Source organism: Cellulomonas dongxiuzhuiae, from assembly GCF_018623035.1.
Lineage (GTDB): Bacteria > Actinomycetota > Actinomycetes > Actinomycetales > Cellulomonadaceae > Cellulomonas > Cellulomonas dongxiuzhuiae.
On record NZ_CP076023.1, the window covers coordinates 903196 to 928382 of the forward strand.

At 75.9% G+C, this 25187-nt stretch carries 19 protein-coding genes, 1 tRNA gene and 1 pseudogene; 12 read left to right on the plus strand and 9 right to left on the minus strand.

Annotation, left to right across the window (positions count from 1 at the left end):
• The first annotated feature begins 50 nt into the window (after positions 1 to 50).
• A complete protein-coding gene (locus KKR89_RS04120; protein WP_251141010.1) occupies positions 51 to 1346 on the plus strand; it encodes a helix-turn-helix domain-containing protein in 1296 nt (431 codons plus the stop codon).
• A 379-nt stretch (positions 1347 to 1725) separates the two neighbouring features.
• Here the strand turns inward: KKR89_RS04120 and KKR89_RS04125 are convergent, their stop codons facing one another.
• From KKR89_RS04125 to KKR89_RS04135, 3 genes are all read right to left on the minus strand, one after another.
• Positions 1726 to 1956, minus strand: coding sequence for a hypothetical protein (locus KKR89_RS04125; RefSeq protein WP_191780029.1), 231 nt, complete (start codon positions 1954 to 1956; stop codon positions 1726 to 1728).
• 65 nt (positions 1957 to 2021) lie between these two features.
• Positions 2022 to 3164, minus strand: coding sequence for an SLC13 family permease (locus KKR89_RS04130; protein ID WP_208197990.1), 1143 nt, complete (start codon positions 3162 to 3164; stop codon positions 2022 to 2024).
• Entirely contained in the window at positions 3161 to 4453 is a 1293-nt protein-coding gene (locus tag KKR89_RS04135; RefSeq protein WP_208197991.1) for an MFS transporter, read from the minus strand. The genes KKR89_RS04130 and KKR89_RS04135 overlap by 4 nt, the downstream gene beginning before the upstream one ends.
• A gap of 426 nt (positions 4454 to 4879) precedes the next feature.
• Here KKR89_RS04135 and KKR89_RS04140 point away from each other — a divergent pair, with 426 nt between their 5' ends.
• Both KKR89_RS04140 and KKR89_RS04145 read left to right on the plus strand, forming a co-directional pair.
• Complete coding sequence (locus tag KKR89_RS04140) at positions 4880 to 9295, plus strand: hypothetical protein (RefSeq protein ID WP_208197992.1); 4416 nt, start codon at positions 4880 to 4882, stop codon at positions 9293 to 9295.
• A gap of 35 nt (positions 9296 to 9330) precedes the next feature.
• Positions 9331 to 9687 (plus strand): hypothetical protein, encoded by a 357-nt coding sequence (locus KKR89_RS04145; RefSeq protein ID WP_208197993.1) that lies wholly within the window; start codon positions 9331 to 9333, stop codon positions 9685 to 9687.
• Positions 9688 to 9711: 24 nt separating this feature from the next.
• On the opposite strand, the gene mscL is transcribed toward KKR89_RS04145, so the two are convergent.
• Complete coding sequence (mscL, locus tag KKR89_RS04150) at positions 9712 to 10296, minus strand: large conductance mechanosensitive channel protein MscL (RefSeq protein WP_243883440.1); 585 nt, start codon at positions 10294 to 10296, stop codon at positions 9712 to 9714.
• Between the two features lie 90 nt (positions 10297 to 10386).
• Entirely contained in the window at positions 10387 to 11076 is a 690-nt protein-coding gene (locus KKR89_RS04155; protein ID WP_208197995.1) for an SAF domain-containing protein, read from the minus strand.
• 151 nt (positions 11077 to 11227) lie between these two features.
• Here KKR89_RS04155 and KKR89_RS18550 point away from each other — a divergent pair, with 151 nt between their 5' ends.
• Complete coding sequence (locus KKR89_RS18550; protein ID WP_307802247.1) at positions 11228 to 11431, plus strand: hypothetical protein; 204 nt, start codon at positions 11228 to 11230, stop codon at positions 11429 to 11431.
• Positions 11432 to 11445: 14 nt separating this feature from the next.
• On the opposite strand, the pseudogene KKR89_RS18555 reads toward KKR89_RS18550, so the two are convergent.
• A pseudogene (locus KKR89_RS18555) lies at positions 11446 to 11757 on the minus strand (FmdB family zinc ribbon protein); the annotation flags it as partial.
• 84 nt (positions 11758 to 11841) lie between these two features.
• On the opposite strand from KKR89_RS18555, the gene KKR89_RS04165 reads away from it, so the two are divergent.
• Complete coding sequence (locus KKR89_RS04165) at positions 11842 to 14412, plus strand: penicillin acylase family protein (RefSeq protein WP_208197997.1); 2571 nt, start codon at positions 11842 to 11844, stop codon at positions 14410 to 14412.
• A 5-nt stretch (positions 14413 to 14417) separates the two neighbouring features.
• On the opposite strand, the gene KKR89_RS04170 is transcribed toward KKR89_RS04165, so the two are convergent.
• Positions 14418 to 15098, minus strand: coding sequence for a 5-formyltetrahydrofolate cyclo-ligase (locus KKR89_RS04170; protein WP_208197998.1), 681 nt, complete (start codon positions 15096 to 15098; stop codon positions 14418 to 14420).
• Between the two features lie 122 nt (positions 15099 to 15220).
• Between KKR89_RS04170 and KKR89_RS04175 the strand changes: the two genes are divergently transcribed.
• The 5 genes from KKR89_RS04175 to KKR89_RS04195 all read left to right on the plus strand — a co-directional run bounded on the left by KKR89_RS04175 (position 15221) and on the right by KKR89_RS04195 (position 20026).
• On the plus strand, positions 15221 to 16465 hold the full coding sequence (locus tag KKR89_RS04175) for a molybdopterin molybdotransferase MoeA (protein ID WP_208197999.1): 1245 nt from the start codon (positions 15221 to 15223) through the stop codon (positions 16463 to 16465).
• A gap of 2 nt (positions 16466 to 16467) precedes the next feature.
• Positions 16468 to 17070, plus strand: a complete 603-nt coding sequence (locus KKR89_RS04180; RefSeq protein WP_208198181.1) for a GNAT family N-acetyltransferase — start codon at positions 16468 to 16470, stop codon at positions 17068 to 17070.
• A 93-nt stretch (positions 17071 to 17163) separates the two neighbouring features.
• Entirely contained in the window at positions 17164 to 18306 is a 1143-nt protein-coding gene (locus KKR89_RS04185; RefSeq protein WP_208198000.1) for a hypothetical protein, read from the plus strand.
• Between the two features lie 111 nt (positions 18307 to 18417).
• Positions 18418 to 18490 (plus strand) — tRNA-Ala (locus tag KKR89_RS04190).
• A 156-nt stretch (positions 18491 to 18646) separates the two neighbouring features.
• On the plus strand, positions 18647 to 20026 hold the full coding sequence (locus tag KKR89_RS04195) for a UTP--glucose-1-phosphate uridylyltransferase (protein WP_208198001.1): 1380 nt from the start codon (positions 18647 to 18649) through the stop codon (positions 20024 to 20026).
• A gap of 62 nt (positions 20027 to 20088) precedes the next feature.
• On the opposite strand, the gene KKR89_RS04200 is transcribed toward KKR89_RS04195, so the two are convergent.
• Positions 20089 to 20358, minus strand: a complete 270-nt coding sequence (locus KKR89_RS04200; protein WP_208198002.1) for a GlsB/YeaQ/YmgE family stress response membrane protein — start codon at positions 20356 to 20358, stop codon at positions 20089 to 20091.
• Positions 20359 to 20546: 188 nt separating this feature from the next.
• Here KKR89_RS04200 and KKR89_RS04205 point away from each other — a divergent pair, with 188 nt between their 5' ends.
• Positions 20547 to 22016: a family 20 glycosylhydrolase gene (locus KKR89_RS04205; protein ID WP_208198003.1), complete on the plus strand. Its 1470-nt coding sequence runs from the start codon at positions 20547 to 20549 to the stop codon at positions 22014 to 22016.
• A 24-nt stretch (positions 22017 to 22040) separates the two neighbouring features.
• Here KKR89_RS04205 and KKR89_RS04210 read toward each other — a convergent pair whose 3' ends face one another.
• On the minus strand, positions 22041 to 23855 hold the full coding sequence (locus KKR89_RS04210; protein ID WP_243883501.1) for a dolichyl-phosphate-mannose--protein mannosyltransferase: 1815 nt from the start codon (positions 23853 to 23855) through the stop codon (positions 22041 to 22043).
• A gap of 375 nt (positions 23856 to 24230) precedes the next feature.
• Here KKR89_RS04210 and rsmI point away from each other — a divergent pair, with 375 nt between their 5' ends.
• Positions 24231 to 25079 (plus strand): 16S rRNA (cytidine(1402)-2'-O)-methyltransferase, encoded by an 849-nt coding sequence (gene rsmI / locus KKR89_RS04215; protein WP_243883502.1) that lies wholly within the window; start codon positions 24231 to 24233, stop codon positions 25077 to 25079.
• The last annotated feature ends 108 nt before the right edge of the window (positions 25080 to 25187 follow it).

Sequence of the window (25187 nt, forward strand, 5' to 3'; positions counted from 1 at the left end):
TACAGGTGACCCCTCTTCCGTGCGGGGGGGTCGGTCCCTATCGTGAGTCCGTGCACCCCGTCAGTGAACGTATCCGCGAGTCCCGTGAGCGCTCCGGCCTGTCCCAGGCCGACCTCGCCCGCGCGGCGATGATGCACCCCAGCTACGTGTCGCACCTCGAGCGCGGGGTCCGGGGCCCGGGCGACGGCGCCCTCGAACGGCTCGCGCGCGCCCTGGGCGTGACGACCACGTACCTCGAGGAGGGCGCGCGCTCGCCCGCGTACCTCGCGTCCGAGGCGTCCGTCGTCCGCGCGCGCCAGCTCGTGCGTGCGGGCCGGGCCCGGGAGGCGGTGGGCGAGCTCGCGACCGTCCAGCTCGACTCCCTCGACGCCGACCAGAGCGCGCGGGTCCTCCTCGCGCGCGCGGAGGCGCTCGACCTGGCCGGCGACCTGGAGGCCTCGGCCCAGGTCCTGGCCGACACCACGCGGCGCCTGATCGACGGGCACCGGCCTACGCAGGCGGCGTACGCCGCGACGCGTCTGGTCATGGCGCTGACCGAGGCTGGGGACCTGCACGGCGCCGTGCGCGCGGGTGAGGCCCACCTGGCGACGCTGCGCACGAGCGCCGCCGAGACGGACGAGCTGTTCCGCCTCGAGTCGACGGTCGTCTGGGCCTACGTGGCGCGCGGCGACGTCACCTACGCGCGCGTGCGCGGCACCGACCTGCTCGGCCGCGCGCTGCGGCACGGGTCCGCGCGGGCCGTGTGGTCGGTGCACTGGAACCTCGCGTTCGTCGACGAGGCGCTCGGGGACGCGGACGACGCGCTCGACCACCTGCGCGCGGCCCTGGCCATCGCGGGCGGCCGCGAGGCGGAGCGCGACGTGCCACGTCTGCGCCTGGACCTGGCCCACTTCCTGCTGGCCGTCACGCCGGCCCGGCCGCGGGAGGCGCTGGCCGAGCTCGACGCGGCGGGCACCGCCCTCGAGGTCGGGGAGTCACAGGTCGAGGTGGCGCGTGCCGCGACGATCCGTTCACGTGCGCTGCTGCTGCTCGGCCAGAACCGTGCGGCCCTCGTCCACGCGGCCCGCGCGACGGAGATGCTCGCATCGGGCGACCGCCGGGATGCCGCGCCCGCGCACGAGGCCCTGGGTGACGCGCTGCTCGCCTCCGGCGAGCGTTCGGCCGCCGTCAAGGCGTACCGGCAGGTCCAGGACCGGTTGGACCTCGTCCCGGCCGGCCGGCCGGCCGCGATCGCGTGGCGCCGCCTCGGCGACCGGCTGCGGGCCGCGGGTGACGACCGCGCGAGCGTGGCCGAGGCGTACCGACGCGCGCTCGACGCGGCCGGTGTGGGACCCTCGCGGCTCTGATCCGGTGGTCCCGGGGCCTGGGGCAGGCCCCCGGCGCGACACGCCCGGGCGACCGTAGACCTGGGAGGGTCTACACGGTTTACGGCTAAGTCATTGCGGTCACGACACACCCCTGTGGAACATGCGGGGTGCCGGACAGTCCGGCACGTCTGTCCCGAAGGGGTTCCATCATGAAGAAGCTCACCGTCGCCGCCGTCACCGTCCTCGTCGCTCTCTCCGGCATGGTCGGTGCCTCCGCCACCGTCGCCGAGTCCGTCAGCGTCTACTCCCCCTGCTGCAAGTTCGTCTGAGGGGGAGCGTCGTCACCGTGCGCACGCGGCTCGCGTCGCCGGTCCGGGACCCCTCGGGGGTACCGGACCGGCGCCGCGGCGGCCGCCGCTCAGCCGGAGCGGCCGGGCTCGCCGCGCAGCAGCAGGACCGACTCGACGGTGTCGATGCGGATGCACGGGGCGGCCCCGGACGGTCCGACGAACACCACGTTGCCGGAGAGCAGGCACGACAGCGGGCCGACGTACTCACCGCCGGACGTCGTGCGGACGGCGACCTCGCACCCGTCGAGGTGGCTGAGGTAGGCGCGCACGCCGGCGAGCGCGGGATCCACCGGGTCCATCGACCGAACCTATCCCGCGGGTCGCGTGCGCCGCGTCGCCCGTACCGGTGGCCGGTCGCGTCCGCTCACGTCGTCAGCGCCAGCGCCCCGACGCCTGCTGCGACGGTGAGCGGCGCGACCACGAGGCCCAGGACCACGTAGCGGCCCCACGGCACGTCGACCCCGGAGCGCACCAGCGCGCGGTGCCACAGCAGGGTGGCGAGCGACGCCCACGGGGTGATCAGCGGGCCGGCGTTCACGCCCACGAGGAGCGCGACGAGCAGGCGGGGGTCGTGCGCCGCGCCCGGTTCGAGCAGGAGGTACGCGGGCAGGTTGTTCAGCGCGTTCGCCGCGAGCAGGCCGGTGGCGGCGACCGCCCAGGGGCCGCCCCCGGCGAGGCCCTGCTCGAGCACCGCGCGCAGGCCCGCCTCCTGCACCGCCTCGGCCGCGAGGAAGAGGCCGGACGCGAGCACGAGGAGCGGCCACGGCACCAGGGCGGGGGTCAGCGTGCCGGACCGCCGCTGCGCGGTGACGACCAGCAGGACGAGCGCCGCGACGACCGCGGGCACCCAGACGGGTGCTCCGCTGACGAGGGCGACCAGCAGCGCCCCGACGACCCAGGCGCACCGGCGCAGCAGCACGGGGTCCTCGGCGGGCTCGGGCGGGTCCACCTCGTACGTGCCGCGCAGCCGCCGGCGGTGGACGAGCGCGACGACCACCACGGGCACGGCGACGCACGCCAGCGCGGGCGCCCACGTGAGCGCGACGAACTCGCGGACGCCGCCGACGTGGTGGGCGGCGAGCAGGTTGGTGAGGTTCGAGACGGGCAGCAGCATCGAGCCGGTGTTCGCGACCCACACGGTGACGAGGGCGAACGGTCGTGGGTCGAGCCGGGCGTGCACCGCGACGGCCAGCACCACGGGGGTGAGCAGCACGGCCGTCGTGTCGAGCGACAGGAACACCGTGCAGAGCACCGCGAGCACGACGACCCCGCCCCACAGCTGCGCGGTGCGCCCGTGCGCCCGGCGGGCGACGGCCGCACCGACGGCGCGGAACAGGCCTGCCGCGGCCGCCAGCTCGGTGACCACCGTCATCGCGACGACGAACGTGAGCACGGGCCAGACGCGTGCCGCGAGCGCGAGGGCCGCGGGCACGGGCAGGACGCCCGCGAGCAGCGCCAGCAGACCGGCGGCCAGCAGGACGGACCCGACGGCGAGGGTGCGCGTCACCCGGCCCGTCGGCGGCGCAGGACCTCCCGTAGCGGAGGCACGGGCGTCCCGGCGTCGCGGAGGTCGGCGCGCGCGCGGCGTCGGCTGCGCAGCAGCCCCACGACGCCGACGACCCACGGCACCAGCAGGACCGCGAACGCGATCCGGTACGCGTCCAGGGAGTAGGTCGTCGCGCCCGGCGGTGAGACGACCTGGAGCACGACGCCGACGGCGAGGACACCGAGGATCGTCGACGTGAAGCCGCCGGTGTTGACGAACCCGGTGGCGGTGCCGAGGCGCTCGAGCGGGGAGAACGTGCGCGCGAGGTCGATGCCGATGAGCGAGACGGGCCCGCCGGCACCGATCACGACGCAGAACACGACGAGCTGCGCGAACGGGCGGGGCGTGTCGGGGACGAGCAGCCAGACCCACGCCACGAAGGTCGCGACCGCCGACGCGAGCACGACCGACGAGCGCCGCAGCGGGTGGCGCGAGGTCCACCTGCCGACGAGCGGGCCGCTGAGCATGGCGGACAGCGTCATCACGGACAGCAGCGCGCTCACCTCGCCGAGCGTGCGCTCCTGCGCGGTGAGGAGGAACGGCGTGCCCCAGAGCATGGCCACCACGTTGAACGAGAACGGGGACACGAAGTGCGCCCAGAACCCCAACCGCGTCCCGGCGGGCAGGGCGGCCGCGCGCACGGCCTGCCCGAACCGCTCGCGTGCCGCGCGCTCGGCCGGCGGCGCGGGTCGCGGGCCCAGGCCGACCGCCGCGGCCACGGTCACCGCGGCGCCGGCCACCGCGAGGACGCCGAAGGTCGCGCCCCAGCCCCGTGCCGCCAGGAGCCACAGCACGACGGTGGCCGACACGATCTGCCCGGACTGGCCGACGAGCCCGGTGACCTGCACCATGACCGGGACCCGCCGCGCGGGGAAGTGCTGCGCGATGAGCCGGCACGCGCTGATGAAGATCGCGGCGTCGCCGCCGCCGATGAGCGCACGGGCGACGAGCGCCGTCGGGACGTCGTCCGCGAGCGCGAGCAGGCCCTGGCCGAGCGCCATGACACCGGCGCCCGTCGTGATGAGCGCCCGGACCCCGAACCTGTCGAGCAGCTGCCCCGCGGGGATCTGCAGGGCCGCGTAGACCGTGAGCTGGAGCACCGAGAACATCGCCAGACCGGTCGCGCCGAGGGCGAACCGGTCGATCGCCGCGTCGCCGGCGACCCCGAGCGCCGTGCGGTGCACGACGGCGACGAGGTACGTGAGGGCCGCGACGGCCCACACCGCCATCGCGCTGCGGCGCCCTCGCATCCGCCCCTCCGTCCGTCGTCCCGCACCAGCGTAGGTCGCGTGTCGGGATCCTCCTGGTCGGTGCGGGGGTCGGTCACGGGTCGTCCGGCGATCCCCGGAAGTTCTGTGAACTTTCACCTTCCCGGGGTGGCCTGGACAGTTGACCAACACTCGGGGATGGCGCATAGTTGAACCCGACGGTGCGTATCGCCTGCCCCCTGCGCGGTGCGCACCGTCTCAGCTTCCGATCCGACGGGACGGGCCCCAGCGGCCCGTCCCGTCGGTCGTTTCCCGGGGGTGGACGAGGGTCGGGCGAGAGTCGGACGACAGCCCTGGGGACCCGTTCGCGGCCCGCGGTGCAACCCGTCACCACTCGTCCGGACGCAACCCGCGCGGGCACGGCGTGGCCGCCCGGCGATCGGCCTGCCGCGCGGTTACCGTGCCAAGATGACCGCTCCTGTGCGCACCCCCTCGGGGACCTCCCCGGCCGGCTCGACGCCGCCCGCCGAGGGTGACGTCGCCACGGCCGAGCGGACCGACGCGGCGGACGGCCCCCCGGTGACGCTCGTCGAGCCCCCGCCGCCCGCCGAGGTGCTCGAGAGCGCCGTCGTGACGTGGCGCGCCGCGCTCGTCGAGGCCGCGGGTGCCTCGACGCTCGCCGACGTGGACCAGCTCGGCGACGCCGCCCTCGACCTGTCGGCGGCGCACCCGTCGGGGATGGCCCAGCTCTTCGCCGGCCGCCCCACGCGCCTGTCGAACCTCGTGCGCGAGCCCGGGGCGCTGTCGAGCGCGCGTCGCCGCGCACGCGCCGTCAGCGCGCGCGCCGCCGGGTACACCCAGCGGTACGGGATCGCGTCGACGTCGCTGGCGATCGGCGTCGCGACCTGGACGGACCGGTCGAGCGCCGACCTGGCGTCCGACGACGTCGGCGCGCTCGCGCACGTCACACGCCACCCCCGCACGGCTGCCGGCCGCACGGCGGGCCTCGACGGGCAGGACGCCGCGGTGCGGACCGTGCGTGCGCCCGTGCTCCTGCGGCCCGTGGGCCTGCGCGCCCGGGGGACCGGCGAGGGCGACTACGAGCTCGAGCTCGAGCCGTCCATCGAGGTCAACCCCGTGCTGGCGCGCGCGCTGCGCGGGCACGGCGCGCTGCTCGACCCCGCGGCGGTCGCGCGCGGCACCTTCACCGGCGCGGGCTTCGACCCGCGCGGCGCGCTGCAGCGGCTCGCGTCCCTCGGCGAGGCCGTGCTCGAGGACTTCTCGCTCGTCGAGCGCGTCGTGGTCGGCACGTTCGTCCACCCCGGTCAGGTCATCGTCGACGACCTCGACCAGCTCGCCGGCACGCTCGAGCGCCACGACGTGGTCCGGGCGCTCGCCGGGCTCGACGACGCCCGCACGGCGCTGCAGGTGCCCCTGCCCACGCCGGTCGCCGGCGACCGTGACCCCGCGCTCGAGCGGGGCGTCGGTGACCTGGACCCGGCGCAGCAGCACGTCCTGGACGTCGTCGCCACGGGTGCCGACGTGTTCGTCGACGCGCCCACGGGCTCCGACGTCACGGGGACGCTGGCCGCGATCGTCGCCGACGCCGCAGCCGAGGGTCGCACCGTGCTCTACGTCCCCGGGCACCGCCGGGCCGCGGTGTCCCTCGCCGAGCGCCTGCAGCGCCTGGGGCTGGGGGAGGTCGTGCTCGACGTCGAGCCGCACGCGGGGTGGCGCGCCACCGCCGCACGCCGCCTCCTCGGCGCGATGACGCTCGAGCCTCCCGTGGTCGACACGGATGCCGTGCAGGCCGTGCGGGTGCCGCTCGTCGAGCACCGCGAGCGTCTGCGGGCCTACGTCGACGCGCTGCACGAGCGCCGTGAGCCGTGGGGCGCGTCCGCGTACGACGCGCTCCAGGAGCTCGCGCGGCTCACCGCCACCCGCCCCACCCCGGCCACCACGGTCCGCCTGCGCCCCGACGTCGCGCACGCGCTCGACCCGGAGCGGCGCACGCGCCTCGCGCGCGACCTGGTCCATGCCGGTGAGCTCGGCGCGTTCTCGCTGCGGCCGCAGGACACCCCCTGGTACGGGGCGGACCTGCGCACGGCCGCCGACGCGCAGGTCGTGCGCCGCCGTCTCGACCGGCTCCTCGACGTGAGCCTGCCGCTGCTCGTCGAGCGCGTCGCGCAGGTCGCGGGGGAGACGGGCCTGACGCACGCGACGACCCTCGACCAGTGGGCCGAGCAGCTGCGCATGCTCGACGGCGTCCGCGCGTCCCTCGACGTCTTCCAGCCGATGGTCTTCGAGCGCACCGCCGCCGACCTGGTCGCCGCGACCGCCACCAAGCAGTGGCGCGAGGAGCGCGGGATCGCGATGGGGTACTGGGTGCGCCGCCGCCTGCGCAAGCAGGCCAAGGACATGCTGCGCCCTGGCCGTCCCGTGGCCGACCTGCACGGTGCGCTCATCGAGGTGCAGGAGCGTCGCGGGGTGTGGCAGGCGCACTGCCCCGCCGGCGGCTGGCCGCGCCTGCCCGAGAGCCTCGAGGTCATCGAGGACGAGCACGCGGCGGTGCGGCAGGACGTCGAGGGCGTCGCCCAGGTCCTCGCGACCACACCGCTGGGCGGGCGCCTGGCGACCACGCCGTTCGACGAGCTGCGCGAGCGGCTCACGCGGCTGCGCACCGGAGCGGCGGCGCTCGACACCCTCCCCGAGCGCACGCAGCTGCTGCACGGTCTGCGTGCCGCCGGGCTGGGCGAGCTCGTCGACGACCTCGCGGCGCGACGCACCGACCCCCAGCAGGCACCCGCCGAGCTCGACCTCGCCTGGTGGAGCACCGTCTTCGAGCACGTCGTGGCCGCCGACCCCGCGCTCGTCGGGTACGACGGCTCGGCGCTCGGGGAGCTGTCCGCGCGGTACGCCGCGCTCGACCGCCGGCACGTCGTCTCCCGCACCGCGCCCGTGCTCGCGGCGGCGATCGGTCGCATCGCGTCCGCCGTGCGCGCGCACCGCGACCAGGCCGAGGGACTGTTCGCCGAGCTCGTCGAGGAGCGGATGACCTCGCTGCGCGACACCGTCGCGCGCTATCCCGACGTCGCACGCCGGCTGCGTCCCGTGCTCGTCGCCGGCCCCATGCTCGTCTCGCAGGTGCTGCCGGCGACGCGCACGGTCGACCTCGTGGTGATCGACGCGGCCGCGCACCTGCCCATCGAGGCCGCGGTGCCCGCGATCGCGCGCGGCCGTCAGGTCGTCGTCGTCGGGGACGCGCGCTGCGCGTCGGGCAGCGCGGTGCGTGACCTCGCCGCGGTCCTGCCGTCCGTCGCGCTGCACGCCGACGCGTCACGCCGCGACCCGTACCTCACGCGCTTCCTCGCCGAGCACGGCTACGAGGGCGTGCTGGTCCCGACGCCCCTGCCGGGCTCGCGGCCCCTCGTCACCATCGAGACGGTCGACGGCACCGGGATGCCGGACCCCGCGTCCAGCATGGTCGACTCGACGTCCGCCGAGGTCGAGCGGGTCCTCGAGCTCGTCGTCGAGCACGTGCTGCAGCACCCCGGCGAGTCGCTGGCGGTCGTCACGCTCACGCCGCGGCACGCGGACGCGGTGCGCGAGACCGTCATGGCGGAGGTGCGCGACAACCCGGCGCTGGCGGTGTTCTTCGACGCCGGCCGCGCCGACCCGTTCGTCGTCGTCGACGTCACGAACGTCGGGGGGCTGCGGCGCGACGCCGTCATCCTGTCCGTCGGCCTGGGCCGCACGCCGCACCGGCGGGTGCTGCACACGTTCGGTCCCGTCAGCCGCCGCGGCGGTGAGGCGCTGCTGCTCGACGCGCTCGGCTCGACGCGGCACCGGCTGACCGTCGTCACGTGCTTCGGCGGGGACGACCTCGACCCCGACCGGCTGCGCGGCCCCGGCCCGCGGCTGCTGGCCGACGTCCTGCGCTTCGCCGCCGAGCGGGGCGCGCAGGGCGCCGGGCATGGCGCGAAGGAGCGACCCACCGGCGGCGTCGACCCCGACCGGCTCGTGCTCGACCTGGCCGAGCGGCTGTGGCGGCACGGCCTGCTCGTCGACGTCGACCACGGAGTCCCCGGCGGTGCCCGCATCCCGCTCGTCGTGGGGCACCCCGACCTGCCGGACGAGATGCTCGTGGCGGTGCTCACCGACGACGACACGTACGTCGGCGAGCCGAGCGTGCGCGTGCGCGACCGCCTGGTCGGTGACCGGCTCGCGCGTCTCGGCTGGTCGGTCGTGCGCGTGTGGTCCGCGGCCGCGTTCCTCGACCCGCAGGCCGAGGTCGACCGCATCCGGCGGGCCGTGCACTCGGCGCTCGTGGAGCGGCTGCCCGATGCGGCGGAGCCCCTGCCGGTCGCGGTGCCACCGGTGCCCGAGGCGCTCGACGACGAGCAGAGCCGGCCCGTGCGCCCGTACGTCACGCACCCGACGACCGGTGCGCTGCCCGTCGTGCAGCCCGCGACGGGTGCGGCACCGGTGGTGCGGCCGGAGACGGGTGCGACGCCGGTGGTGCGGCCGGAGACGGGTGCGACGCCGGTGGTGCGGACGCCGACCGGTGTCATGCCGGTCGTGGCGTCGGGCGGGCTGCCCCCGGCTGCGGCGCAGACCGAGGCGTTCATGGACACGCCGGCGTCGGGCGAGCAGCTCGCGCTCGCCGTGCCGACGCTGCCGCGTCCCGACGTGCGGGCGGGCCTGCCGATCAACGCGTACAGCGACGACCAGCTCGACGACCTCGTGCGCTGGCTGCGGTCGGACGGTGCTGCGCGCACCCGTGACCAGCTGGCGGACGCGCTGCGCGCCGAGCTGGGGGTCACGCGGCGCAGCCACCGCGTCGACTCGGCCGTGCGCGCGGCCGTCACCCGCGCGTTCAGCTGAGCCGCCGCCGCGGGTGCGGGTGCGAGGATCGGGACATGAGCAGCGCACCTCGCCGCCCGCGCCGGGCTGTGCGGCCGTCCAGCTCCGTCGGCACGGACGAGTCGGTGCTGCACGCGCGGCTGCCGGCGCTCCCGTCCGCGACGAGCCCGCCTCGCGCGGCAGCGGCACGCCACGCGTCGGCGGACGCGCCTGACGCGGGCGCCCCGGACGTCGCCGGCGCCGGAGGTGTCGCCGAGGCGAGCGGTGGGCCGGGACCGACGGCGGCCGGCGTCACCGTCGACGACCTGTGGCGCGCGACGCGGTCCGCCGACGACTCCGACCGCGGCTGGGGGCGCGAGGAGCCGTCGTCGAACGACGAGCGGCTGCGGCGCGAGAAGCCGCCGCACTGGTGAGACGCGGGACGCGGGAGCCGACGGTCAGGTGCCGGGCGGGATGCTCGGCGGGCCGGCAGGCGGCACGGCCGGCCCGGACGGTGCCGGCGGCGCGGGCGGGAGCGTGCCCGGGTCGCCGGGGGAGCCCGTCGTGTCGTTGGCGATCGCCGGGCTGACCTGCTGCGACAGCAGGTCGCGGATCTCCTGCAGCAGCAGGATGTCCTCGGACGGCGACGTCGGTTCGTCCTCCTGGCCCTTCTTGCGCCGGGCCGCGAGCGCATTGAGCGGCAGGACGATGAGGAAGTAGATCGCCGCAGCGGTGATGAGGAACTGGACGAGCGCGTTGAGGATGACGCCGACCATGATCGGCTCGGCCGTGTCCGCGATGTCGCCGTTCCACGTGTAGGGCCCGATGTTCCACAGGTCGTCGAGGTTGGGCTTGCCGAAGATCCACCCGACCAAGGGGCTGATCAGGGCGTTCTGGAGGGCGTCGATGACCTGCGTGAACGCGGCCCCGACGACGACACCGACGGCCAGCTCGACCGCATTGCCGCGGGAGATGAAGTCCTTGAATCCCTGGAGCACCTTCGCCAGGCCCTTGACCTGGGGGCTGTCGCCGACGGATCGCAACCGATGACCCGCCCCGCGCTGTCCGTCGCGCCTGTTCTCGGACATTCGACCCCCTCGTGGAACTGCGTCGATTCCGGCATTCTTCTCCGATCATGGCACGACGACCGCGACGAGGCGGGCTCCCACGGAGGCCTGCGCGATGCGGACCGCCTCCTCGGGGGTGACGGCGACGAGCACCGGGGATCCGTCGTCCGTCGGCGCTGCGCCGAGCAGGCCGCCCTGCGGGGCGCGGGCGCCCGGGGCGGGGCGGACCAGCGCACGGCGCGCCACCGTCTCCCCGGGCCCGCCCTCCAGGCGTGCGGCCACGAGGTCCAGATGCAGCCCCGGCTCCAGCAGGTCGGCCACGGCGGGGTCGTCGAGCCGGACGGCGACGACGACCGTGCCCGCGGGCCCGGCCAGCGCGGTGTCGGCGAGCAGGGTGGGGGCGAGCGGGAGGCGAGCGGGCAGGTCGACGGCCGCGACGTGCCCCTGGGCGTCGTCCGGCGAGCGGAACGCACCGCCCGGCGCCGCGTCCGCGGGCACGTCGGCGACGACGAGGTCGCCCGCGGCCAGGACGGCGCCCGCACCGACGTCGTGCGCGAGCACCACCACCGGGACCGTCGCCGCACCCGGCGGGCGCAGCGCCTGGACCGTGGCCGCCGCGGCCGCGCCGAGGCACACCGCCGCGAGCAGGAACCGGAACCGCCAGAGTGCCGACCGCGCCCGGACCCGCGCGGGACCGCGCACGTGCGGCAGCGGCGGCGGGGACCCCGGGGCGCTCGGGGGTGTCAGGAGAGCCATGCCGCGACGTTAGGTGCGCGCGGACCGGGTCCGGGCGGGTCTCCTCCCGGGTGGGGAGGGGACGCCGGGTGCGGGGCCTGTGGTCGGCTCGCGGCGGCCCGCGGCGGGGCGGACGAGCCCCGGCCGCAGGTGCGGTCAGGCGGAGGCGGCGGTGCTCGACGTCGTGGTGGGGGCCGGCGAGCTCGTGGAGCCGGCGGACGACGGAGCCGGCGTGCTGCTCGACGTGGACGTCGACGTGTCCGACGACGTCGACGACGACGTGTCCGTGGAGGCGCCCGACGTGCCCGAGCCGCCCGACCCACCCGACGTGCCCGACCTGCCGGAAGCGCTGCCCGTGCGCGCGTCGTTGCGGTAGAAGCCGGAGCCCTTGAACACGACCCCGACGCTCGAGAACACCTTGCGCAGGCGTCCCTCGCACGCGGGGCAGACGGTCAAGGCGTCGTCGGTGAACGACTGCTGGGCCTCGAAGGCGTGGTCGCAGGCCGTGCAGCGGTAGGCATAGGTGGGCAAGGTGACTCCCGATCGTCGTCGCCGGGCGTCCCCGGCCGTGCTCGAAGGCTTCCCCGAGGGTGTCGCCGGACCGGCGGCGGCGGGTGTCCCACGCGTCCCGGCCGGCGGCGTCCTCGACGCCGCTCGACCTGCCGTCCGGGTCACCGGGCTCGTCCGTCCGGTCGCGCCCACGTCGTGGGCGCTGCTGGCACTCTCAGGATCCGAGTGCCAACTCTAGCGCCACCGTCAAGCGTCGTCGCGGGTAGCCTTTCGACCGTGCCCCGTCGCCATCGCCTGCGAGCCGCGCTCGTCGTTCTCGCCGTCGTCGTCGTCCTCGCGCTCGTGGTCACGTCCCTCGTCAGCGCCCTCGTCGTCCGTCGGCCCCTGCCGGACGTGCAGGGCACGCAGGCGCTCGCGGGCCTCGAGGCCGAGGTCGAGGTCACGCGTGACGCCCGGGGCGTCCCGACGATCGTCGCAGAGACGCCGTACGACCTGTTCCTGGCGCAGGGCTACGTGTCCGCCCAGGAGCGGTTCTTCCAGATGGACTACCGCCGCCACGTCAGCGCCGGCCGGCTCGCGGAGCTCGTCGGGCCGGACGAGAGCGCGATCGAGGCGGACCGTGTGATCCGCACGCTCGGCTGGCGCCGCGTCGCCGAGCAGGAGTGGGACCTGCTGTCCCCGGACACCCGCGACCACCTGCAGGCCTACGCCGACGGCGTCAACGCCTACCTCGAGGACCGGGACCCGGGCTCCATCGGGATGGAGTACACCGTGCTGGGCCTGCGGGTCCCGCAGCAGGCGCCCGAGGCGTGGGACCCGATCGACTCGCTCGCCTGGCTCAAGGCCATGGCGTGGGACCTGCGCGCCAACTACGACCGGGAGCTCTCGCGCGCCCAGACGTACCGGTTCGTGCAGGACGTCGCACGCGTCGAGGAGCTGTTCCCGCCGTACCCGCAGGACCGCAACCTGCCGATCGTCACCTCGGCCGACGTCGCCTCCGAGGCGTTCCCGGCCGCGTCGACGACGGAGCTCGACCTGACCGACGCGGGCCTGCAGGGCGCGCTGGAGTCCGCGGAGCGCGCGCTGTCGGCCGTCCCGCACCTCGTCGGCGACGGCGACGGCATCGGCTCGAACTCGTGGGCCGTCGCCGGGGAGCACACGGCGTCCGGCAAGCCGATCCTCGCCAACGACCCGCACATGGGGATCTCGGCGCCGGGGGTCTGGTCCCAGGTCGGCCTACGCTGCGCCGAGGTGACCGACGCGTGCCCGTTCGACGCCACGGGGTTCTCGCTCGCGGGGCTGCCCGGCGTCGTCATCGGCCACAACGGCTCCCTCGCGTGGGGTCTGACCAACATGGGTGCCGACGTCACCGACTTCTTCCTCGAGCGTGTCGAGGACGGCGAGGTCCTCGTCGACGGGCAGCGTGCGCCGCTCGACGTGCGGACCGAGACGATCGAGGTCGCGGGCGGTGACGACGTCGAGATCGAGGTCCGCACCACGCGGCACGGACCGCTCGTCTCCGACGTCCTCGACCTGCCCGACGTGCAGCGTGCGCCCGTCCCCGACGACGCCCCGGGCCTGCGGTTCGAGGTCGCGCTGTCATGGACGGCCCTGACGCCGGGCCGCACGGGCGACGCGATCTTCGCGCTCATGACCGCGCAGGACGCCGCCGACGTCGCGGCGGCCGCCGTGCTGCTGGAGGTGCCCGCGCAGAACATCGTGTTCGCCACGACCGACGGGCACATCGGCTACCAGGCACCCGGCCGGGTCCCGCTGCGCGGCGCCGTCGCCGGGCCCGTCCCGTCGGACGGCACCTGGCCGCGCCCCGGGTGGGACTCGCGCTACGACTGGCAGGGCTGGGTCGACCCGGCCGACATGCCGCGTCTCCTGGACCCCGTCGAGGGCTTCGTCGTGGCGGCGAACCAGGCGGTGACCCCCCTCGGCGTCGGTCCCTTCCTCGCGGAGGACACCGACTACGGGTACCGCAGCCAGCGCGTCCGCGACCTGCTCACGGCACGCATCGCGGCGGGCGAGGCCCTGGACGTCGCGAGCACGGCCGAGCTGCAGACGGACGCGCACAGCCCGTACGCGCAGGTGCTGGTCCCGGCCCTGCTGCAGGTCCGCGTCGAGGACCCGTTCGACCGTGCCGGCCAGCAGCTGCTGCGCGACTGGGACCAGAGCATGGACGTCGACTCGGCGGCCGCCATGTACTTCGCCGCCGTGTGGGCGGACGTGCTCCAGCTGACCTTCGCGGACGACCTGCCCGAGGGCCACGCGCCGACCGGCGACGCGCGCTGGCTCGAGGTCGTCCGCGGGATGCTGGACGACCCGACGTCCCCCTGGTGGGACGACCGGTCGACCCCCGGCGTCGTCGAGGGCCGCGACGACGTGCTCGCCCGGGCGCTGGTGTCCGCGCGGCGCCAGCTCACCGCCCAGATCAGCAGTCGCACCGAGGACTGGGAGTGGGGTCAGCTGCACACCGCGGCGCCCACGCACCCGGTGCTCGGGGGCGACGGCGTGCCCGGGATGCTGCACCGGCTGGTGAACCCCGTCCCGCAGCGGGTCGGCGGCGGCTCGTCGCTCGTCGCCGCGACCAGCTGGGACGCGGCCACGGGCTCGTACGGCGTGACGTCGGCGCCGTCGATGCGCATGGTCGTCGACCTGGGGGACCTCGACTCCTCGACCTGGGTCAACCTCACCGGCACCTCCGGGCACCCGGCGAGCGCGCACTACGCCGACCAGCTCGAGGCGTGGGCCCAGGGCCGGCAGTTCCCGTGGCCGTACTCCGCGGCGGCCGTGAGCGCCGACGCGGTGGACCGCCAGACGCTGGTGCCGCCGCAGGACTGACCCGGTCACGCTCCGGGTCGGACCTCCGGGGCGTCGGGGGGCTCGACGTGGCGCCACCCGTCGGGCGTCGCCACCGCGGTGACGGGGACGTCGTGCGCCTCGCGCGGGACCGACGCGAGGATCTCGTCCTCGTGCACGAGCGCGATGACGGGCGCGCCGGGGCGGACGTGCGCGAGCACCCGGTCGTACCAGCCGCCGCCCTGCCCCAGCCGGCCGCCCCGCGCGTCGACCGCGAGTGCCGGGACGAGCACGACGTCCGCCTCCAGGAGCGCGGCCGAGCCCAGCGGTGCACCGCCCGGCTCGGGCGGACGCCCCGGTGCGCGTTCGCGCATGTCCGCGGCCCCGGTGTACTCGGCCCAGTCGCGCTGCAGGCCGGTGCCCAGCACCGGCACCAGCAGCCGGACGCCCCGCGCGGCGAGCGCCTCGATGAGCGGCTCCGTGCCGGGCTCGCCGGGACGCGAGGCGTAGACGCTCACGCAGCGGGCCGCCGTCACCTCGGGAATCGTGAGCACCACCTCGGCGAGCCGGGCCGCAGCCTCGGCGCGTCGCCGCATCGACCGGTGCGCACGGCGTGCCCGCACCTGGCGCCGCAACCGGTCCTTCTCCTCCGCCGTGTCCCGGGGCCGCGACCGCTGGGCCGTCGCCTCCTCGTGGGCGTGCCAAGGGGGCTGGGCGACGGTGCTCATGGCACCAGTGTGGCAAACCCGGGCGCCGCGAGGGGACGGTTGGCGGGACGTCGTCATCGCGGCCGGGTCGCAGGCGCGCGGCGCGGGCGGGTCCACGGTGCCGCAGCGGGCACAATGCGGCCATGAGATCGGTCCAGGAGCACCTCGCCGCCGTGCTCGCCGCCGCGGGTCCGGTGCCCCCGCTCGACGTGGTCCTGCACGACGCGGCGGGCTGCATCCTGGCCGCCGACGTCGTCGCGCCGGTCGACGTGCCGGCGGTGGCGGTCGCGTCGCGCGACGGGTACGCGGTCGCGGCGCACGACACGACCGCCGGGGGCGCGAACGGCCCGAGCCTGCCGGTGGCCCACGACCTGCACGCCGGCAGCCCCGCCGGCCTGCGCCACGTGCCGGGCACGGCGGTCCGGGTCGCGTCGGGTGCGCCGCTGCCGCTGGGCGCCGACGCGGTCGTGCCCGTCGAGGAGACCGACCGCGGGCAGGCACGCGTCGCGTTCCAGCGCTCCGCGAGCCCCGGGCAGCACGTGCGGCGCGCGGGCGACGACGTGCGCGCGGGCGGCGTCGTCCTGACGGCCGGGACCCGCCTCGGTGCCCGGCAGATCGCGCTCGCCGCCGCCATGGGGCGCGGACGCCTGACCGTGCACCCGACCCCCCGGGTCGTGCTGCTGTCGGTGGGTGACGAGCTGGTCGAGCCGACGACGTCGGCCCGGCCCGGGACGGTCTTCGAGGTCGACGGGCACGCGCTCGAGGCGGCCGTGCACGACGCGGGCGCCACCGCGGTCCGCGTCGGGGTGGTCCCCGACGACCACGCCGGGCTGCGCGAGGCGCTCGAGGACCAGCTCGTGCGTGCGGACCTCGTCGTGCTCACGGGCGGGCTGTCGGAGCTCGCACGCGACACCGTCAAGGACGTCCTGGCGCCCCTGGGCACCGTGCGGCTGGACCAGGTCGCCATGACCCCCGGCCTGCGGCAGGGCTTCGGGATCGTCGGCGCCCTCGGGCTCGACCTGGTGGACGAGGGCGGGCGCACCGTCCCGCTGTTCGCGCTGCAGGGGCACCCGGTCGCCGCGCAGGTGTCGTTCGAGGTGTTCGTGCGTCCGGCGCTGCGTGCGATGGCGGGGTACACCGAGCTGTTCCGCCCGTCGGTCGCGGCGGCCGCCACGCACGGCTGGGCGTCCCCGGCGGGCCTGCGCCAGTTCGTCCCCGCCACGGTGCTGGGCTCCCCGGACGAGGGGTACCGCGCGACCCCGCTCGGTGACCCGTCGGCCCCGTCGACCACGGCCCTCGCGCACGCCAACGCGCTCGCGGTGGTCGGCGAGGGGGACCTCGCGGTGCGTCCGGGCGACGTCGTGCACTGCCTGGTGCTGGAGGGATGAGGGTGGCGGTCGGGTGGCCCGTCGTGCTCGTCGACGGCGACGTGCGGCTGCGGCCGCTGCGTCGTCGCGACGCGGACGCGTGGATGACGCTGCGCGGACGCAACCTCGGCTGGCTGGAACCGTGGGACGCGACGAGCCCCGAGCCGGTGCGCGGGCCGCGACCGACATTCGGGCAGTTCGTGCGGGCCCTGTCGGCGCAGGCGCGCGAGGGGACGGCGCTGCCGTTCGCGGTCCAGCGCGGGAGCGAGCTCGTGGGCCAGCTCACGGTCTCGTCGATCCAGTACGGCTCGCTGCGGTCGGCGGCGATCGGGTACTGGGTGTCGCAGCACGTCGCGGGGCAGGGGATCACGCCGACGGCGGTGGCGCTGGCGACCGACCACTGCTTCGGGGTGATGGGCCTGCACCGCGTCGAGGTGAACATCCGCCCGGAGAACACCCCGTCGCTGCGCGTCGTCGAGAAGCTGGGGTTCCGCGACGAGGGCCTGCGGGAGCGGTACCTGCACATCCAGGGGCGGTGGTGCGACCACCGGACGTTCGCGCTGACGGTCGAGGACGTGCCCGAGGGGCTCGTCGAGCGGTGGCACCGCCGCCGCGGCACCGCCTGACCCGCGGCGGGCCGGGGCGTCCGACGGGGGATGTCCACGCGACACGCCGCGCCGTTGCGGCGTCGTGGCCGTCGCGCCCCCTACCGTCGTGACGTGAATGGACTCGCAGGCCTCGTGGCGCTCGCGCTCGTGGGTCTGTGGGCGGCGTATCTGGTGCCGCACCACCTGCGGCACCGTCAACGGTTGCTGGAGGCTCGGACCGACGACCGGTTCTCCGCGGGTCTGCGCGTCGTCGCGGTGGCGAGCAGCACGCGCCGCCGGCTGGGACGCCGGGCCGCGGCGGCCGGGATGTGGGGACCGAGCACGACGGCACTGCTGACCCCGGGGACGGGGGTGCCGGCCGCGTACGCCGGCACGCTGACAGGAGGCACCACCGTGGACCGACCGCACGCCACACCCGAGCGCATCTCCGCCGAGGCCGCGCGCCGCCTGGCGCAGGCCCGCGCCGCCCGGGCAGCCTCCGCTGCCCGGCGGGGCGCCGCCGCGCGTCGTCGGGGACTCCTCGCCGCCGTCCTGGTCGTGGCCTCGGTGGCCGGCTGGGTCGTCGCGGGCGTCGCACCCGCGGCGACGTGGCTGCTCGGCGCCGTGCCGACCGCGCTGCTCGCCTCCGTCGTCGTCCTCGGACGCCGTGCGGTGATCGCCGGGCACGTGGCCGACGCCGAGTGGGTCGCGACCATCCACCGCGAGGAGCGTCTCGCGTCGAGCCCGCGGACCGGCGCCACACCGGCGGTGCGGCCGCGCACGGGGGCCACCCCGGCGGTGCGGGCGGACGCCGAGCCCGGTGTGCCGGTGCCGCTCGTCACCGGGCACGCCGTGCGGCCGTCGGACGCCCACACCGAGGTCTTCGAGCGGATCGTCGAGGACCGTGGCGAGTCCACCGGCCCGGCGCGCCACGCGACCGGGCAGGTGCCGGTCGTGCGCGGCTCGTCCGCCCCTGCCGCGCAGCACGCCCCGGCGGATGCCCCGGACGACCAGCGCGACGGCGAGTGGTCGCCCGTGCGCGTCCCGCGTCCCACCTACGCGATGAAGGCGCCGGCGCCGCGCCGCACGCCGGCGCCGCTGGCGGAGCCGGACGCCGAGGCGTCGACCGTGCGCCGCCCCGCCGACGCACCGAGCGACGAGGTGGCCCCGGCCGCCCGTGAGGCGCAGCCGTCGGTGGTCGAGCCGTCCGTCGAGACCACCGGGAGCATCGACCTCAACGCGGTGCTCGCGCGGCGCCGCGCGGCCGGGCAGTAGCCGTCCGGCGCGCGTCCGCCCGTCGCGTGGCGTGCACCGCGACGCCTCGCAGTGGCAGGTCGTGCGTTTCGTCGCAGGGCGTCGGTGATGCTAGTGTGATCCCCGCTTCAAGGGGCTGTGGCGCAGTTGGTAGCGCGTCTCGTTCGCAATGAGAAGGTCAGGGGTTCGAATCCCCTCAGCTCCACCCGCACGACAGGCCGGACCCCCACGGGTCCGGCCTGTTGCGTTGTCCGGACTCGCGCCGCGCGCGAGCGACCGGTGCGTGAACACGGGTCGACGACCTGCCCGATGTGACCGGACTCACCAGCCCGGGTGACGTCATCGCTCCTACAGTCGACGCATGAACGGACTCGCGCTCGCCCAGCAGAAGATGCGTGACGGTGGGGTCGCCGCCACCGCCGTCGACGTGTTCACCAGGTTCTACGGGCTCCTCGAGTCCGGCAGCACCGGACTCGTCCCGGAGGCCGACGTCGCCCCGCTGACCGACGTCCCGCACCTCGAGGACCTCGAGATCGACGAGGCTGCCGCGGCCGAGGCCCTCGCGCTCACGGCGGTCATCAAGCTCAACGGCGGGCTCGGCACGTCGATGGGCATGGACCGCGCCAAGTCGCTGCTGCCCGTGCGCGGCGGGCGCACCTTCCTCGACGTCATCGCCGACCAGGTGCTCGCGGCCCGTGCCGCGACGGGCGCCCGGCTGCCGCTCGTCCTCATGAACTCGTTCCGCACGCGCGACGACTCCCTCGCCGCGCTCGCCGCCCACCCGCAGCTCGCCGTCGACGGCGTGCCGCTGGACTTCCTGCAGAACCGTGAGCCCAAGCTCCTGGTCGACGGTCTGACGCCCGTGACGTGGGACGCCGACCCGACGCTCGAGTGGTGCCCGCCGGGGCACGGCGACCTGTACACGGCGCTGTACGCGTCGGGCGTCCTCGACGCGCTGCTCGCGGCGGGCTTCCGGTACGCGTCGGTCTCCAACTCCGACAACCTCGGCGCCACGCCCGACGCGCGCGTCGCCGGCTGGTTCGCGGCCACCGGTGCACCGTTCGCGGCCGAGGTGGCGCTGCGCACGCCCGCCGACCGCAAGGGCGGCCACCTCGTCGTGCGCCGCGAGGACCGCCGGATCGTGCTGCGCGAGACGGCGCAGACCGCCCCGGAGGACGCCGCCGCGGCGGCGGACATCGAGACCCACCGCTACTTCAACACCAACAACCTCTGGCTGGACCTCGAGGCCGTCGCCGCCGAGCTGGCCCGCACCGGCGGCGTGCTCGACCTGCCGCTGATCCGCAACGAGAAGAACGTCGACCCGACCGACAAGACGTCGCCGAAGGTCGTGCAGATCGAGTCCGCGATGGGGGCCGCGATCGAGGTGTTCGACGGCGCCGCGGTCCTGGGCGTGGGGCGCGAGCGCTTCCTGCCCGTCAAGACGACCAACGACCTGCTGGTGCTGCGCTCCGACGTGTACGAGGAGGACGCGGCGCACCGCCTCGTCGCCGTCGCCGAGGCGCCGTTCGTCGACCTGGACCCCGCGCACTACGCGCTGGTCGGCGAGTTCGACGCCCGCGTGCCGCACGTCCCGTCGTTGCGGGACGCCACCTCGCTGAAGGTCCGGGGCGACTGGACGTTCGGGCAGGGTGTGCGGGTCGGCGGCGACGCCGAGCTCGTCGGGGACGGCGGGACGGTGCCGGACGGCGCGTCCCTCGACGCGCAGGGTACGCACGCCTGACGGACATGCCGAGGGCCGGCACCCGGCGTCGTGCGCCGCGGTGCCGGCCCTGCGACCGTGGGTCAGCGGCGGCGCTTGCCGGCGTAGCCCGCGTACAGCCCCACGAACAGCGCCGCGAGGACGACCTGGATGACGACTTCGAGCACGTCCGGGCCCTCGGTGGTGTCCCACCCGGCGAGCGAGGCGATCCACGTGCCGATGAGCGCTGCCACGATCCCGATGAGGATCGTCGCGATGATCGAGATGTTCTGGCGACCGCGCACGACCAGCCGGCCGAGCGCGCCGATGATGGCGCCGACGACGATGGCGCTGATGATTCCGCCGATTCCCATGTCCACTCCTCAGAGGTCAGGACCGATGCCCGGTCTGAGAGGAAACTAGGGCAGGTCCGGCATCCGCGCCTGTCGAGCGGCCTCACGGACCGCCGGTAGCAACGGATCCACGCATTTCGACCCCCTCGTCGCGCCCGCGGCGGGTAGGTTCGGTTGCGGGGGGGCCGTCCGCCGTCGTGAGGAGTCCCGTGTCCGACGTCCCAGGGGTCGTGCCCGCGCCGCTCCTCGTCCAGCCCTCCTCGCAGGCGCCCTTCGTCATCACGCGCTCGACCGTCGTGGTGGTCGACGCCGACGAGGACCTGCTGCCGCTGGCGGTCCTGACGGCCGACCTGCTGGGCCGTGTGAGCGGGCGTGCCGTCGAGATCCGGCACGCCGAGCTGGGCACCCCCGGCGTGGTCCGGATGAGGCTCGTCGAGGACCTGCCGCCGGGCACGGAGCCGTACCGGGTGGTCGTGGGCGACGGCCGCGTGCTGCTCGAGGCGCGGACCACCGACGGGCTCGTGCACGCGGTGGTCACGCTGCGTCAGCTGCTGCGCGAGCGACCCGACGGCGGCGTGCAGGTCGAGGCCGTGCGCATCGAGGACGCCCCCCGCTACCCGTGGCGAGGCCTGTCGCTCGACGTGGCGCGGCACTTCGTCGGTGTGCCGGACCTCAAGGTCGTCATCGGGCTGATGGGCCACTACAAGCTCAACGTGCTCCACCTGCACCTGACGGACGACCAGGCGTGGCGGATCGACCTGCCGTCGCGGCCGGAGCTGGTGCGCCGCTCCAGCGGGCACTCCGTGGGCGGTGATCCGGGCGGGTACTACTCGGCGGCCGACTGGGACGAGATCCTGGCGTACGCCCGCGCGCGGGCGATCCGCGTCGTCCCGGAGATCGACGTCCCCGGGCACGTCAACGCGGCGCTGCACACGTACGGCGAGCTCAGCCCGGACGGGCGGCCCGCGGACGAGTACCTCGGCATCGAGGTCGGGTTCTCGCGGCTGCACGACGACCTGCCGGCGACGCACGCGTTCCTGGTCGACGTCTTCGGCGACCTGGCCGACATGACCCCCGGCGAGTACCTGCACATCGGTGGCGACGAGGTCCTGACGATGGCGGACGACGAGTACGTGCGCCTCGTGCGCGCGGCGTCCGCCGCCGTGACCGCGCACGGCAGGCGCGTGGTCGGGTGGCAGGAGATCGCCTCGGTGCCGGACCTGCCCGCCGGGACCGTCGTGCAGTACTGGGACACGCGTGTCGACCCCGCGCCCTTCGTCGCCGCCGCCGAGGCGGGCGCGCGGATCCTGGTGTCGCCCGCGTCGAAGGTGTACCTCGACATGAAGTACGAGCCGGGGTTCCCGCTCGGCCAGGAGTGGGCCGGGACGATCGACCTGCGCCAGGCCTACGACTGGGAGCCGGACACCCTCGTCGCGGGGCTGCCGGCCGAGGCCGTCATCGGCGTCGAGGCCGGTCTCTGGACGGAGACGCTGCGCACGGTCGACGACCTGACGACGATGCTGCTGCCGCGGCTCGCGGCCGTCGCGGAGGTCGCGTGGAGCGCCCCGGCGCGCCGGGACTTCGACGACTTCACGCAGCGGCTGCGCCACCACGGCCGGCACTGGGACCGGATCGGTCTCGCGTGGCACCGCACGCCGGACGGCCGCTGGGACGTCTGAGACCGCAGCCGAGCACGGTCGACGTCAGATCCAGGTCGGGAGCCACATGCGCATGTGCCACTGCTGCCAGGGGACGACGAACGCCGCCCACACCGGGTAGAAGAACAGCCCGACGCCGACGACCAGGGCCACGAAGACGCCGACCGCGACCACGGTCCACCGTCGCGCCCGCCGGTCGCGGGCCGTGGCGTCGTCCCCGACGGCCGGCCCCACGAGCAGCCCGAGGACGTACACGAGCGTCAGCACGACCCACGGCACGAAGGCGATCGTGTAGAACGTGAAGATCGTGCGGTGCGCGTAGGCGAACCAGGGGACCCAACCCGCGACGATGCCGGACAGGACCGCGCCGGCGCGCCAGTCGCGGTAGCGCACCAGCCAGAACAGCGCCACGAGGATCGCCGCGGCGCCGGCCCACCAGATGAGCGGGTTGCCGACCGCGATGATCGCCTGCGAGCAGGAGTCCGCGCCGCACGCCTGCTGCGCGGCGTCACCCGTGAGGCCCGAGACCTCCGTCGGGTAGTAGTACGAGGTGGGCCGCCACTGCACGATCCAGCCGAGCGGGCCCGCCGCGTAGCTGTGCGGCGTGTCCAGGTCGCTGTGGAAGCGCCACATCCCCTGGTGGTAGGACCACAGGGAGCGCAGCGCGGGCGGCAGCCACTGCACGCCCTGGCCGGGGTTGTCCTCCGCCCAGTGCCGGTCCCACCCGTTGTCCGTCGCGAACCAGCCCGCCCACGACGCGAGGTACGTCAGGGCGGCCGTGGGGACCATGACGAGGAACGCGACCACCGCGTCCTTGACGAGCGTGGCCCGCACCCACGGGCGCACGCCGGCAGTGCGCCGGGCGGTCGCGTCCCACAGCACGGTGAGCAGACCGAAGACGGCGAGGAAGTAGAGCCCCGACCACTTGGTGCCGATGGCCAGGCCCAGCAGGACGCCCGTGGCCAGCCGCCACCAGCGGAACCCCAGGCCCGGGCCCCAGCCGAGCGGCCCTCCCGAGTCGAGGACGGCGGCGGCCCGCACGGCCAGGCGGCGCCGGGCCTGCTCGCGGTCGAGGAGGAGGCACCCGAAGGCGGCGAGCGCGAAGAACATGAGGAACGGGTCGAGCAGGCTGACGCGCGAGTGCACGATCGCCTGGCCGTCGACCGCGAGGAACAGGCCCGCGGTGGTGCCGAGCGCCGTCGACGCGAACAGCCGCCGGCCGATGCGCGCGATCATCAGGACGGCGAGCGTCCCGCACACGGCCGCCGCGAGGCGCCACGCGGCCGAGCTCTCGACGCCGCCGCCCAGGCGGATCCCCAGGGCGATCATCCACTTGCCGACGGGCGGGTGGACGACGTACGCGGGGTCGGTGCCGAGCATGCTCACGTCGCCCGACTCGAAGCGCGCGTTGGGGTCGTCGCCCCAGGTCGCCTCGTAGCCGTGCATCAGCAGCGAGTACGCGTCCTTGACGTAGTACGTCTCGTCGAAGACCAGGCGGTGCGGCCGGCCCAGGTCCCACAGCCGCAGGAACGCGGCGAGCGCCGTGACGCCCAGCGCCCACAGCCACCCGTGCAGGCGTGCGCGCGGCGTCGCGTCGAGCGTCAGCGTGCCCGCGCCGAGCAGGCGGCGCAGCAGCCGCTGCTCGTGCGGCTCGGTCTCCTGCGCGGGACCGGTGGCGTCCGCGCCCGGTTCCGCGCCCGGGTCCACGGGGCCGGTGTCGTCGGTTCCTGGGCCGTCGGGACCGGTGCCCGGTGCGGTTGCGGGGCTCACGGGCGGCGCGTCGGGGGCGGCGGGGGCGCCGGCCGCCCGCCCGTCGGGCCGTGCGGCCACGGGTGGGAGCGTGTCCGCACCCGTGTGCATAGGAGTTCCCGGCCCGGAGGGCTGGCGCTCGGTGTCGTCTCCGTCGGTCGGCACCGGCCCATCGTAGAGGTACCCGGACCGGGGCGTTCCGGGCGCCACCCGGACGGTCGCACGACGTGTGCAGGGGTGTCGTCCGGTTTCGTCCGGGGCCGTGCGGGGCCGTGCGGGGCCGTGCGGGGCCGTGCGGTGCCGTGCTGCGCCGGGTGCGCCGGGTGGTGGCGACGGGGGTGGCAGGCTGGTGCTGTGACCTCGCCGACCCCGACCGAGCCCGCCCTCGACCCGGTGCCCGACCCGCAGCCCGCCGGTGAGCCGGGTACGCCGTCCGACGGCGTCGGCGCGACGCCCGCGCCGGGCACGGTCCCGCCGGGACGCTCGCTGCGCCTGGGTCAGGGGGCGCTCGTCCTGGCGGCGACTCCCATCGGTGACGCCGAGGACGCGTCGGGCCGCCTGCGCCGGCTGCTGGCGGAGGCGGACGTCGTCGCCGCCGAGGACACGCGACGCACGCGCGCGCTGGCCGCGCGGCTGGGCGTCACCATCACGGGGCGCGTCGTCAGCCACCACGAGCACAACGAGTCCGGGCGGTCGGACGAGCTCCTCGACGTCGTCGCGCACGGCGGCACGGTGCTCGTCGTGACGGACGCCGGCATGCCGACCGTGTCGGACCCCGGGTTCCGCGTCGTGCAGGCGGCGGTGGCCGCGGGGCTGCCGGTCACGGTGGCGCCCGGTCCCAGCGCGGTCCTGGCGGCGCTCGCGCTGTCGGGCCTGCCGACCGACCGCTTCTGCTTCGAGGGCTTCCTGCCGCGCCGCGCGGGCGACCGTGCGCGGACGCTGGCCGCGCTCGCGTCCGAGCGTCGCACGATGGTGCTGTTCGAGGCCCCGCACCGCGTGGCCGAGGCCCTCGACGCGCTGGTCGTGGCGTTCGGCGCGCAGCGCCCGGCGGCGGTGTGCCGCGAGCTGACCAAGACGTACGAGGAGGTCCGTCGCGGACCGCTCGCGGAGCTCGCCGCGTGGGCGCACGCGGGGGAGGTGCGCGGCGAGGTCGTGCTCGTCGTCGGCGGCGCCCCGTCGGAGGGGCGGCGCGACGTCGCCGACCTGGTGCCCGAGGTCCTGGCGCGCGTCGACGCGGGGGAGCGGCTCAAGACCGTCGTCGCGGAGGTCGCCGAGGTGACGGGGGTCGTCAAGCGCGACCTGTACGCGGCGGCACTGGCGGCGCGGCGGCCGTGACGCCGCCACGGCCGGCGCCGTCCGCACCGTGGGACGCGGCTCCGCCGGGACCGGCCTGGGTCGTCCTGCGGACGCCGGACGACGACCGAGGCCGGTCTCGACGAGGGC